This window comes from Bradyrhizobium sp. LeoA1Lang, assembly GCF_055413685.1.
On record NZ_JBVAPG010000104.1, the window covers coordinates 18,486 to 29,836 of the forward strand.

The following is an 11,351-nucleotide window of genomic DNA, read 5'->3' on the forward strand; positions in this document are numbered from 1 at the left end:
GCAGTCTCGATCCGCGACATTCGCCACATCGCGCACCGCCTTTGTGTACCAAATGGTACATAATTGAGCGACATGAAAAATTGCAAATACCTTCACACCGGGGTCGCGCGGTCACCCATTTCCTCACGCTCACCAAGGGATCCAAGAAGCCGATTGGGACGCGGTCGCCCCCAACTCCTGCCGTACTGGTCTTGATCGTAGGCCTGAAGGATGCGGACAAAATCGGCCATGCTGGATCGATCCCGATTGCCGGCCATAGCCGCAACCTGAGTGTTGGACGCGGGCTGGCTCCCTTGCCAAAACCGCATTAGGAGATCGGCGATGTTTTTCATGGCGTACTCTCCGCAGCCAACTGTGGCAGTAGACACTAATTTCTGGAGCGGCAACGCGCGGCTCGATCAAGGGAAAGGCCGGCGGGCGCTACGCCGCCGACCTTGTCCTGCAACTGCCTGCTCGTGGCCGGTTCCGTTGCCTTTCACTCCGCATTCATTAGGTAGCACCGAGCACTTGGTTGACGCCATTGCGCGCGGGTATGAAGTGACCGTACTGAGGTACGCTCCGGCTAGTGAATGGGTATAAGTCGACTAGACGTCAGTTGAATCCCAAGGGGTGCACACAAAAAGAAAGGCCGCCTGCGTTGCCACAAGCGGCCCAAGTCCAGGGAGGAAACGCCCCAAAGGGGGCAGCGATAGCGGGTCGTGAGGGGAGCTAGGGGTCGCTACCGCATACCCCTATCTAAGATGATCTCGATCAACAGCTCAATTGAACGTAGGTAACCGTCGGGCATCTAAACGGGTAACGGATACGATACGAAGGTTTAAGGCGCTCGCCATCCCCGGCCCTCGCGCCGGCGTTTCACGCATCACCGCAACCTCGGTGCGAACCGTGTCAGCATCGAGCGCACACCATCACGACCGTTAGTTGCACATATCCCATTTCCATCGGACGCCATCACCGATATACCTCGGGTTGCTGAATGCTGCTGGAGATAGCAATGGTAGGGGATGAGAAGACCGTCGGCGAAAGCTTGGGGTCATTCCCAACGTTGTTGGTGCAATCTCCTTCATGGTCCTCATCTTGGCCTTCGTTCACGAGTGAGCTATTTCAACGTGATTCAATAGTGCGATAGGCTGACTGCCGTGGATCGGTATCGGCTTCGCGATTGTTATGGTTTTGAGGCTCACCGACGTCACGCGGCACATCTACCTCGGTACGGGCCAAGCTCGTGAAATGCTTCGCAGACCGATCAGGCTGGTAGATCCGATACACACCGCCTGTGATGGTGCGCGCCTGCATGGCGGTTGTCGCCCCGGATGGCGCAAGGTATCCTTTCAGTTTGCGGATCGGTCCTATCCCGAAGGGAAAATCGCATGCTCAAGATTTATGGAGCGCCTCACTCCCGTGCGTTTTGCGTCATCTGGCTCGCAAACGAGATCGGCATTCCCTACGAACTCATTCCTGTAACGTTCAGCGTGCCAAACGCCCAATGCAAGGAACCCTGGTATCTCGCGCTGAACCCGAACGGACTTGTACCCGCTATTGATGACGGCGGCTTTGTCATGTGGGAGACCGCGGCGATTAACCTCTATCTCGCCGAGACCTACAAGAACTCCCTATATCCGTCGAAGCCGCAAGGTCGCGGACGGATGCTTCAGTGGACATTCTTTGCGACCACCGAGGTCGAACCGCCGCTGATAACGCTGTTCAGAAATCGGATCTTCTTTCCACCGGAGCAGCGGAACGAGTCCTTGGCCGTTCAGGCAGAAGAAACCCTGCGCGCAAAACTCGCGATACTTGAGGATCAACTCGTCGAAACTCAGTTTTTCGGCGGTGGCACATGGAACATGGCCGATTTTATGGTTGCGTGCGTGCTGTGCGTTCTCGCCCGTCTAGAGTTGGACCTCACGTCCTACCCAAGACTTGATGCTTGGCTGGCTGCGAGCCTCAATAGACCGGCGGCGCAGGCGGCTCGCAAATTACGAGAATAGAATTGTCGCGGCCATTGCGGGCGCCCCATGCGCTCGCCCGCCCAACGCCGCTCGGCAGGGGGAAGGAAGGTACGCGTTGCGTTCGATTTTTGCCGTGGTTACCGCGTTTGTTCTTTCCAGCTCTTCCGCGCAGGCGAGGGCATTAGTCCACCTGCAAACGTCCGCGGTGCAACGTCATATTACTCCGAGACCAGGATGAGTGTCGTCGAGTGCACGTGCCTTCCGAGAGCGCCCTAGGCAAGACTCTGATCGAACGCGCGGATTTTAGTGACGCATACCGCGCACCACTGCGCCGCCCCGAAGCGGGCGTCATTGAAATCTTCTTTGCGATCTTTGCCCACCGGCCGGTCTGGATGAACCTGTTACTGGTTGCGCGGAACAACGTTGCAGGCTTCGCCAGCCTTGAGACGTCGACTACCTCGGAAATTCTGAACATCCGAAAGAACGATCGTTATATCGTGGGACAGAAGATTGGCCCTTGGCCGATTTTCTTCCTGGGGCCGGACGAATTGATTGCGGGACGGGACAACAAGCATATGGATTTCCGGGTGTCGATCATGAAGGTTCGCAATGGCAACGGCCCAAGCGTCGTCGTGTCTACGCTGTGCATGGTTCACAATCGCTTCGGGTGGTACTACCTGTCCTTCATCACTCCTTTCCACAAATTTGGTTTTGCGCAAATTAATGGCGAGTGCCTTTGCCGCTGGGCGCCAGTAGAACGCATATCGTGCGACTGAGATACTATTTCACAAAGGTAACGGCCTTGCTGACTTCTGTTTAGGGTCAGGCACAAGCGGCTGAAATACCCGCGCCGATTGGTGAGGTTTGCGACTTCTGCTCAGGGTCAAGAGCGTCGTCCTCTGCAATAGACGGCTTCCCATCAACTTCCGCTATGTTAGCGACCGAGATCGCGCGGCGGTGCAATATGTCGCGAAGGGCCAAAAGCTGCTATCGCGTGCCTCCTTGTGTGCTAAACTTCCTGTTCAAGCTCGGTCTGGCCAAGCGGGCGGTTGAGTGTCGCAGGACCTTCCCAACCCGAGTGCGGCCGGCGCGATGGCGGAGGCCGGCGGTTGAATCCCTCCAGTCTGTTCGGCACATATGGGCATGCCAACTTCCAGGTCTTGTGGGAGGACGGCGAACACGTCTTCTGCAGTGGCGTGAACCCCGCCACCCCTCATCGCTCCGCCGTGCTGACCGTGTTTCCCACTAGGGAGCATCCGACACCTGCCACCCTCAATCGCCTCGCGCACGAATGTGGTTTGAAGGACGAACTGGATGGGGCTTGGGCCGCGAAACCGCTCGAGCTCATCTGCGAAGGCGGTCGGACCATGCTGGTGCTCGAGGATCCCGGCGGCGAGCCACTCGACCGGCTCGTTGGAGCACCGATGGAAGTGAGAAGCTTCTTGCGCCTCGCCGTCGCCATCGCGGCGGCACTTACCCAGGTCCACCGCCGCGACCTCGTCCAGAAGGACATCAAACCCGCCAATATCCTCGTCAACCGGGCGACCGTCCAGCGTCCCGATGTTCAGCTCGAAGATCGTTGCTCTTTGAACGGGTCGCCGTAAATGTGATATCCGTTAAATTCCCATAAGCCCGGCGATTCGCGATCCAACAACTCGATCCCGCGCACCCACTTCACGCTCTTATACGCATAGAGGTTTGGCACCACGAGGCGCAGCGGGTAGCCATGCTCTGCCGTAAGGGGTTCGCCGTCATGCCGCAGGGCCAAAATCGTCGTCGGGCGCAGAAAATCCGAGAGTGGCAGGTTTGCCGTGTAGTTGTTCTCGCCATAGACCATCACATGCCGCGCCTCTGGCCGCAACTTCACTCGCTTCATCAATTCTGTCGCGAGCAATCCTTCCCAACGGTTGTCGAACCGGCTCCAGCACGTGACGCAGTGCATGTCCGCAAATACTTCGCTCTGCGGCAGATTGGAGAGCTCTTCCCACGAAAGCCGCAGCTGCTCCTCTACCAGGCCGAACACGCGAAAATCCCACGTCCTGGGACTAAAGAGCGGCACCGAGCCCACATGCAGCACCGGCCACTTGAGCGTCAGCGACTGTCCTGGGGGCAGCCGCCCAGCGGCACGCATCTCACGCTCCCGTTCGCGTCGCTCGTTCGATTGCACAAATAGCTCCACCGCAAAGTATAGCGCGGCCTGGTTGGCGCACGTAGTAATTTTCGGGGCCTGCAACGCGGTCAGCCGGGTTGCGGCGGACATAGCCAAACATTGGGTTTCTGGTACCCCGCATTCCGAGAAGCGACCTATCAATATGCTAGTCCAGCCCGAAGCGGCGAAGGGGGAGCCTCACTGCTCGCCCTCACCGATCTTGGAGTTAGAACTACTTGCAGACTCGGAGAGTAAGCCAGGAACAGTCTTGCTGGTATTGTGACGGAAAACGTTGACGGCTCCGATCACTTCGTCCTCGTTGTCACGAATTGGAAAGACATTAACGAGCGCCAGAAGACGATTACCGTTGGGCTGCTCGCAAATCACATCGGCGTTCCGAACGGTGCCGCTGTTGTTGATCACCATGGAAGATGGTGAAAGTTCGTGCGGCATCACTTCTCCTGAGGGGTAACGAAGAAGGTGTGACCCGCAATACTTTTCCGAGGTTCCCAGAGACGGCGTGCGTCCCCAACCCGCGATTGCAGCTTTGTTGCACTTGACGACGGTGGCATCCTTTTCGAGAACGTATATCCCTACTGGGATAGAATCCATCGCCGCTTGGTCTGCGAGAATTCCTTTTGCGACGAGGTGCCCGTCGACGAGTTCTCCTCGGAAGTCGATTTTGTCGAAGTCGCCATCCAAAATCATCGTGCTTGTTGCTAAGCCACTATCTGTCACGCTGGTTGCCATTTTCAACCTCCTTCGCGCGAGAGACTCAGTAAATCGTCGAGCACCACGGCGCAGCAGACGATTTTCCTCGCTGTTCCTCGATCGTCCTCTTTTTCACCGTCGCACGTCATGAGCCTGTGCGCTTTTCCAACCGATGCAGACTAAGACGATCGCGATCAGCGGCTCAATTCAACATAGGTAAACGTCGGGCATCCAAAGGGGGTCTCGGAACTATACGAAGGTTTATGGCGCTCGCCCCTAAAGCCGACCACTTCCGCAAGGGGTCAAGAGCGTCGCCCTCTTCAATAGACGGCGAACTGTCGATTTCCGCTATGCCCCGTTAGCGCCCGGCGACGTGTGGCGTTGCAATATGTCGCGATGGGCCATATGCGGAGGTGGGACAGGTCGCGAAACAGCATTGTGCGACCCATGAACGGCTCCACTAAGCCATGTATGCGCGAAAATTCGTTGCGGTGGAGGTCCGCCGCTCATTCCTGGCACGCGGCGGATAGCTCCGCGCTGCCCGACCTTTTGTAGGCTGCGCTGAACCGTGGTAATCGCCTTCACTAAAACACGATCCGCCGGCCTGCGTAGCGTTGGGACATTCCTGAACCACACTCGGCTCTGACGGCCTCAAGGCATTGCCTTTGTTTTTGGAGTGAGGACAATCATGTTGATGCCAATCTCGCTGAATGGCTGCGCCCAAGCAGCTTCTTATCGCGAGTCGGCAATAACCCGCGCTCATAAGCAAGCTTGTAGGCGTATGCGGCCGTTAGTCCGTTGCTCATCGCAAGTTCGGTTCCTTTGATGGGATCGCCTAGATAAGCATCCAGGATTTGCTCGCGAAGCTCCTTGGTGATTCTGTTGCGGCAATTCCATCTTCCAGTTGTCATTTGGCGCTTCCTTATGCGAAGCAATACGCGGCATCGGACGCGTTGGGGCTAGTGGGCGGGAACTGCTGATCGCCCTGCGCTCGCGATCAGCCCATGCTCCCCGGCGTGAAGCAGCGCGCCTTCGGGTGACCATTTAGGTTGTAAGGCCAGACCATCGTACGGCCAGCGCGGTTCGGTCCATCCACGACAGCGTCGTTCGGAACATCAACCCACTCGCCATCAATGCGTACGCGATAGTGATCACCCTTAGTTTCCCAACCGACGTCATCAACGCGCTTCGCATTGCTGCCATCGCAGCAGGGCCCTTTGCCGCTGTGCATTCTCATACCAACTGTTCAACTCAGGGTGCTGATAATCGTGGGCGCGGCGTGACCGATTGTAGAAGTCGGCGGCGTGCGAATACAATAAGTGTTGCAAGCCAAATGTGATTGTTCAACTCACATCCAATCCCGGAATCTTTCTGTGCAGCCAAGAAACTCATCCATCCGCATCGACATGCGAAGCTTTCTTAGCTCGCCGATTGAAGTCGTCGGCAAGGGCTTTAAGCTGACCCGCAATCGCTAAGTCGGTCATGGTTTTGGCGGCGCGCAGCAAAGTCCGTGCCGTCTCTAAAGATTCCTTGCCTCGTTGTGAGTTCTGGACCGTCATAAAGCCCTCGCGCGGTTCCCGGGCAGCTGGTCGAGGGCGATGGGGAGCCAGCTCACCCAATTGCGATCACTTTCCCTGCGGGTTCTGAAGCGATCGACGCACTTCTTGGAACAAAGCGGGGTTCGCCACGAGTAGTGCCGGACGAGACCAAACTTGCCATCACACACTGCGCATCGCGCAACACTGCCAGATCTAAGATTATCGGAGCAATTGGGCATCGTAGTCTCCTCTTGGTACTATCGTCGCTGTTCGTCGATCATCCTTTTCCACCGTCGCACTGCATGGGCCTGTGCGCTTTTCCTACACGTGCAGCCTAGGACGATCGCGTTCAACCGCTCAATTGAACGTAGGTAATGCGCCGTCCATCCAAGGGGCCAGGGAATGATACGAAGGTGTACGGAGCGCGCCCCTAAAGCCGACCACTTCCGCAACGGGTCATTTTCGACCGAATCTATGGGCATCGGCTGCCATTCGGATGTCCGCTTTGCCCCGAAAGCAGAGGTGCCGACCTGACGGATGCGTTCGGTCCCCACCACCTGCAACAACCGCGCGCTCTGGACCGACAGAGCCTAGAGCCCAAGTCCGCGCTGGCGACCAAGCTCCCAATCGACCCTGCCGCCGGGCAGCATGCCCGAGACTTGCCGTTCGACATGCTGTTCGAGCGCAGGACGCCATGGCACGAGCTGAAAGCCGAGCCCATCATCGATCATGGCAAACCGGGCCGAACTCAATGTGAGCCTCTGACGGTACAGGCCTGCAATGCGGTCGCCCTCGGCGGCGGGTTGGTAGGTAAGGCCCGTCTCGGCTGAAAGCCTGGCTGCAGTCTCCTCGAGCTCCCGCCGGCGAAGGGTGACGAGAAGGTCACGAGCGAACACGACCCGCTGCCCCTGCCGGCGGGCGAGGCCCTGCTCTGCGAGGTGATCGAGGCGGGCGTCCATGGCGTCCCGCACCTCAGCGCCGAAGCCCCCCCCGCCGAGCGGCGGCGGAACCTTTGCGAGATTCTGACGGTCGAGCCAGGTCGCACCTCGCGCAGTAACCTGAGCCTCGATCGACAGGTCGGACCGGCTGGCAAGCGCCAGCCGCCTCCTTCCGTCAGCGTCATCGTAGATGCGCGCCTCGACAATCGCGCCGGCTAATGCGTCGCCCGTCATGTCGAGGTTGGTAAAGCGCAGGTGATGGGTGCGGCCATCAACCTCGGCGACGATCGCGTAGGCCGTCTCCTTCAACTCGTCATCAAGACCACGCTGCACGAGCGTGCCGAGCACCTGATCGGCGGGTTCTGCACCATGCAGGGCAAACCGGCCGACATCCGGCTTAACACCGGCGTTGCTCGTGGCCTGATGCATGGTCTTGACGATGTTGCCTCGCATGCTGAGCTGGCGAAGCGTCTGCTCCCCGCAGGTCTGCCACGCCGCCGCACGGATCGGAGATGTCGCGCGGCGCCCGGTCGAGACCGGTCCGGCGCTCTGCCTCAACCTCGCGCTCGAGGCTTGTGCGAATCTCCTGTTCGCTGCGCGGCCCGAGCTCCAGGATGGCGCGGTCGGCGGCTCGATCGAGGAAACCGCGGCTGATGTACTCGCGGCTGATGACAAGGTCCTTGCCGTCGTCGGCTCGCCCGCAGATGAGGACATGAACATGCGGATTGTCCGTGTTCCAATGGTCGACTGTAATCCAGTCCAGCCTGGTTCCGAGATCCTTCTCGACATCGCCCATCGGCTCGCGTGTGAACGTCTTCAGGCCAGGAGCGATCTCCTTGATCGTCTTGCCCTTGATGAAGTGCTCGCGCCGTATCCGCGCAATCGTCTCCACGACCAGCATCCCCCACCACCTGCTTCGTTCCAAAGCAGGCGGCGCAACGGCCCGATCTATAGGGGGCGCATTGCCTCATCGAGAATATTACTGAAGGATTCCGCGCCAATGACTGGGGCGGCGTCGCCGAATCAGGTCGGTGGCGCCAATGGCGAGCGGAATCAGCAGGGGCACGCGGCGCGAGGTGTGGCGGCGGTGGCTAAGCGCCACCGTACGGCAGGGCGAGCTGAGAAGGGACGCATCCTTGATGAGTTGACAGCAACGACAGGTTGCCATCGCAGACACGCGGTACGAGCATTGTCGGCTGCCGGAAGGAACAGGACCGGATTGCCATTGAGCGAGGAGGCTACCGGCGCCACCGAGCCTGCGAGCAGCCGGCAGCGCAAAAGCGCGAACCGGTGACAAGAAAGCGGTTTCGCACCGCATGCCGCACGCAAGCGCTTGGGCCGACGAGAGGAAAAGGCCTTGGCGTCGAAGCGCGCAATGACGACGGCCGTAACCGACACGGGCAAGCTTGGCGCGGTGAGCGTCTCAAGCCGATAGACCGCACGACGAATCCCACGATCGTCCCGAAAGCTGTCGACACTCCCGAGTACAGGGATGTTGTCGATGAGGCGTTGGCATGGGGACGAAGACAATCCGGCAATGAGTTGAAATGCCGGTTGGCGACGGTGCGCACAACGCTTTTGGACGACGATACCTCACGCCTATCGAAACCATGTCCAAAGGGAATTTCTAATTTCGTTGGCTGCGTCCGATCCTGAGGTCCACTGGGCCGGCCGAACATGCCGCCGCCTCGACGTGGAATGAAGCCATTGCGCCGAGCCATCGTGCCTCAAAAGAGCCCCCCATGAAATCACTGAAGACTGTCGGCCTGGCTGTCGCCGTCTCGCTGCCAAGGTTCCTGCCCCTAGATTGCGCCATGATGGCAGCAACCGAAACGCTTCGCAGCGTCCTGCGCACTTCGCGTGGCCAACCCATCCTCAAGCTGCAATCCGCGGAGCAACGAGCTTCTCTTGCCCTCGATCTTCTTTCGCTAGGAAGCCGCGCGGCACTGGGAGTCTCGTTCCTGTTGTCGGTCAGCGACCGGCTCGGGTTCTACGGCAATCCAGGCGAAGGCGGAGTTTCCTGGGGAACATTCGAGCGATTTTTGGGCTACGCGGCCAAGGTAAATGCGTTCGCACCAGCATGGGTGATACCCTTTCTCGGCACGGCCGCGACGGTGCTGGAACTTTTATTTGGCGTTACGCTGGTACTCGGACTCGCGCTGCGGTGGGCGGCTTTCGGCAGCGCGGGCCTGCTCTTCCTATTCGGTTCAGCCATGGCCATCTCGTTTCGGATCAAGTCGCCATTCGACTACTCTGTATTCGCTGCGATGTGCTGCGCCCTATTTCTGGGTCTCGCCGGCTCGAATCGACGGACCGTCGACTCTTTACTATGATGCTCAACGAGATTGAGAAACGTGCAATAGCTCTACGCCGCGGCGGAGTGCGCCTCAGCCAAGCACGAGCCAGCCTGGTTGAAGTTGTAGCAAGGAGTTGCTCCAGGACTGCTAAATGGCCGACGGTGCGGTCCGAGACATCCTGGAACGGGCAGTAGATGAGTTGCCCGATGAGCTGCGCACCGTGTTCGTGGCCTGCGTTGCCGACGGCATGACGCCGGGGCGGTGTGCCGAGTTGTCTGCGCTCGCATCGGAGACGGTAGAGGCACGTCTGCACAGCGCCCGAAGCTTGCTGGGTGAAGTGCTTGTACGCCAGATCGGTCCCGCCTTCGGTGGCGTTTATCAGGTCGACGATAGCCGTTCCGAGCGCATTACGAACGCAGTAATGGACCGGCTTTTCCCACGCCGGGGAAGCGCCGCAACATGAAAACGGCCTGCAGCCCGATATCAGCTGGCGTCAAGCGTCGAGTTGATACCTTGTTGTATCGCGAGTCGGCATATCCGGGCTGCATAGCAGGAGACTGGTTTGATGCAAAATTATGTCTTGGGGCATTCGAACCGGGAACTTCGCAGGCTCATGCTGCAGGCGGACAACCTCCGCCCGATCACGACGCGCCTCCTGCGCGAGATCGGGCTCGCACAAGGCATGCGCGTCGTCGATCTGGGTTGCGGAGCGGGCGACGTGGCAATGCTCGCGGCGGAAATGGTCGGACCGACCGGGGCCGTCGTCGGGATCGACCGCAACGCTGCCGCGATCGCCACGGCGCGCGAGCGCGCGCCGCCGCTGGTCACGCCAATATCGAATTCGTGGAAGGCAATGCCTCCGGAATGACTGGCTCCGGTAACTGCGATCTGGCTATCGGGCGCTATGTATTGGTCCACCAGAGCGACCCGGTCGCACTGATCCGCGCAGCGGCCACTCACCTCCGGCCAGGCGGCGCAGTTGCTTTCCATGAGGTATTCCTCCTCGGAACATGGTGGTCGTTTCCCCTGGTCCCGCTATGGGAGGATACCTCCGACCTCATCAACAGGACGTTTCGCTCGGTCGTCACGCACCCTGATGCCGGAGCGCGGATGGTGGAACATTTCTACAATGCAGGGGTGGCGTTGCCTCGCGTGTTTTCGGAGACCCCGGTGGGCGGCGGCACCGATTCGCCTCTTTACGCATGGGCCGCGGAAACCTTCCGCACGCTGTTGCCAAGAGCCGAGAAAATCGGCCTTGCGGCGCGCGGCGAGATCGATATCGACAGGCTTGAGGACCACCTGCGCCAAGCGGTGACGGCGGTCCATGCTCAGATCGGCTTTGCCCATCAGCATTGCGGCTGGGCACGAGTCTGATGGCACTTTTTGAGAAGAGCACACGGGGCTGATTGGCGAAGACCGTATGTCCTTCCCAAAACGGAGGCGACTCGCGCTCGATACCTGACAAAGGTTGGCCGGGTAGAGCCCCTATGCATGGAGGGTTAGTCATGCGCGATGATAGCGTGGCTTACGTAGCCATGACCCGGAGATCCGGTCGGTTTCAACTGAGACAAGAGGGGATCGGTTCATCCTTAATCTTGAAAGGATTCCCAGAGAAGTTCTTAGCGAAAACAGCTCAGCCAATGGTGCCGTCGCGAACTTGGTTGGAATTTGTCCGTCGCGAGTCTCCGGTGAACGGATGATATCTGCTCAGGCGGCAAGATCAACCGGCTGAGCAATGGGCTTGCTGGCGAGGGTCTGCCAGCCGTCGA

12 protein-coding genes and 1 pseudogene are annotated in these 11,351 nt (G+C 59.2%); 7 read left to right on the forward strand and 6 right to left on the reverse strand.

Translation table 11 applies throughout. The features are described 5' to 3' along the window. Positions 1–92 precede the first annotated feature (92 nt). The gene (locus tag ACZYOF_RS28845) at positions 93–332 is read right to left on the reverse strand and encodes a hypothetical protein (protein WP_282531187.1); all 240 of its coding nucleotides are present in this window, start codon (positions 330–332) and stop codon (positions 93–95) included. Between the two features lie 1,038 nt (positions 333–1,370). On the opposite strand from ACZYOF_RS28845, the gene ACZYOF_RS28850 reads away from it, so the two are divergent. The 3 genes from ACZYOF_RS28850 (at position 1,371) to ACZYOF_RS28860 (ending at position 3,553) form a co-directional block, all read left to right on the forward strand. Continuing rightward, on the forward strand, positions 1,371–1,988 hold the full coding sequence (locus ACZYOF_RS28850; protein ID WP_282531186.1) for a glutathione S-transferase family protein: 618 nt from the start codon (positions 1,371–1,373) through the stop codon (positions 1,986–1,988). Positions 1,989–2,203: 215 nt separating this feature from the next. Then, positions 2,204–2,725 carry a DUF2867 domain-containing protein gene (locus ACZYOF_RS28855; protein ID WP_463717906.1) on the forward strand — a complete coding sequence of 174 codons (522 nt, stop codon included), beginning with the start codon at positions 2,204–2,206 and terminating at the stop codon, positions 2,723–2,725. Positions 2,726–3,058: 333 nt separating this feature from the next. Further along, a complete protein-coding gene (locus tag ACZYOF_RS28860) occupies positions 3,059–3,553 on the forward strand; it encodes a serine/threonine-protein kinase (RefSeq protein ID WP_282531184.1) in 495 nt (164 codons plus the stop codon). Here ACZYOF_RS28860 and ACZYOF_RS28865 read toward each other — a convergent pair. The 5 genes and pseudogenes from ACZYOF_RS28865 to ACZYOF_RS28885 form a co-directional block, all read right to left on the reverse strand. Further along, complete coding sequence (locus ACZYOF_RS28865; RefSeq protein WP_282532782.1) at positions 3,514–4,209, reverse strand: sulfite oxidase-like oxidoreductase; 696 nt, start codon at positions 4,207–4,209, stop codon at positions 3,514–3,516. The genes ACZYOF_RS28860 and ACZYOF_RS28865 overlap by 40 nt on opposite strands. An 87-nt stretch (positions 4,210–4,296) precedes the next feature. Beyond that, on the reverse strand, positions 4,297–4,848 hold the full coding sequence (locus tag ACZYOF_RS28870; protein ID WP_463701620.1) for a PAS domain-containing protein: 552 nt from the start codon (positions 4,846–4,848) through the stop codon (positions 4,297–4,299). 647 nt (positions 4,849–5,495) lie between these two features. After that, positions 5,496–5,720 carry a hypothetical protein gene (locus ACZYOF_RS28875; RefSeq protein ID WP_282531921.1) on the reverse strand — a complete coding sequence of 75 codons (225 nt, stop codon included), beginning with the start codon at positions 5,718–5,720 and terminating at the stop codon, positions 5,496–5,498. A 477-nt stretch (positions 5,721–6,197) separates the two neighbouring features. Next, entirely contained in the window at positions 6,198–6,368 is a 171-nt protein-coding gene (locus ACZYOF_RS28880; RefSeq protein WP_282531922.1) for a hypothetical protein, read from the reverse strand. A gap of 569 nt (positions 6,369–6,937) precedes the next feature. After that, a pseudogene (locus ACZYOF_RS28885) lies at positions 6,938–8,105 on the reverse strand (DUF3363 domain-containing protein); the annotation flags it as partial. A gap of 922 nt (positions 8,106–9,027) precedes the next feature. Between ACZYOF_RS28885 and ACZYOF_RS28890 the strand changes: the two are divergent. From ACZYOF_RS28890 to ACZYOF_RS28905, 4 genes are all read left to right on the forward strand, one after another. Continuing rightward, positions 9,028–9,618, forward strand: coding sequence for a hypothetical protein (locus ACZYOF_RS28890; RefSeq protein ID WP_282531923.1), 591 nt, complete (start codon positions 9,028–9,030; stop codon positions 9,616–9,618). A 115-nt stretch (positions 9,619–9,733) separates the two neighbouring features. Then, positions 9,734–10,045: a sigma factor-like helix-turn-helix DNA-binding protein gene (locus tag ACZYOF_RS28895; protein ID WP_282531924.1), complete on the forward strand. Its 312-nt coding sequence runs from the start codon at positions 9,734–9,736 to the stop codon at positions 10,043–10,045. A gap of 150 nt (positions 10,046–10,195) precedes the next feature. Beyond that, positions 10,196–10,450, forward strand: a complete 255-nt coding sequence (locus ACZYOF_RS28900; RefSeq protein WP_282531925.1) for a methyltransferase domain-containing protein — start codon at positions 10,196–10,198, stop codon at positions 10,448–10,450. Next, positions 10,447–10,956, forward strand: a complete 510-nt coding sequence (locus tag ACZYOF_RS28905; RefSeq protein WP_282531926.1) for a class I SAM-dependent methyltransferase — start codon at positions 10,447–10,449, stop codon at positions 10,954–10,956. Before ACZYOF_RS28900 ends, ACZYOF_RS28905 begins: the two co-directional genes overlap by 4 nt. Positions 10,957–11,351: the final 395 nt, after the last annotated feature.

Coding starts and splice junctions, on each gene's coding strand:
- ACZYOF_RS28845 (WP_282531187.1), bottom strand. CDS start 332: ATGAAAAACATCGCCGATCTCCTAATGCGGTTTTGGCAAGGGAGCCAG.
- ACZYOF_RS28895 (WP_282531924.1), top strand. CDS start 9,734: ATGGCCGACGGTGCGGTCCGAGACATCCTGGAACGGGCAGTAGATGAG.
- ACZYOF_RS28865 (WP_282532782.1), bottom strand. CDS start 4,209: ATGTCCGCCGCAACCCGGCTGACCGCGTTGCAGGCCCCGAAAATTACT.
- ACZYOF_RS28890 (WP_282531923.1), top strand. CDS start 9,028: ATGAAATCACTGAAGACTGTCGGCCTGGCTGTCGCCGTCTCGCTGCCA.
- ACZYOF_RS28875 (WP_282531921.1), bottom strand. CDS start 5,720: ATGACAACTGGAAGATGGAATTGCCGCAACAGAATCACCAAGGAGCTT.
- ACZYOF_RS28900 (WP_282531925.1), top strand. CDS start 10,196: ATGCTGCAGGCGGACAACCTCCGCCCGATCACGACGCGCCTCCTGCGC.
- ACZYOF_RS28905 (WP_282531926.1), top strand. CDS start 10,447: ATGACTGGCTCCGGTAACTGCGATCTGGCTATCGGGCGCTATGTATTG.
- ACZYOF_RS28880 (WP_282531922.1), bottom strand. CDS start 6,368: ATGACGGTCCAGAACTCACAACGAGGCAAGGAATCTTTAGAGACGGCA.
- ACZYOF_RS28870 (WP_463701620.1), bottom strand. CDS start 4,848: ATGGCAACCAGCGTGACAGATAGTGGCTTAGCAACAAGCACGATGATT.
- ACZYOF_RS28850 (WP_282531186.1), top strand. CDS start 1,371: ATGCTCAAGATTTATGGAGCGCCTCACTCCCGTGCGTTTTGCGTCATC.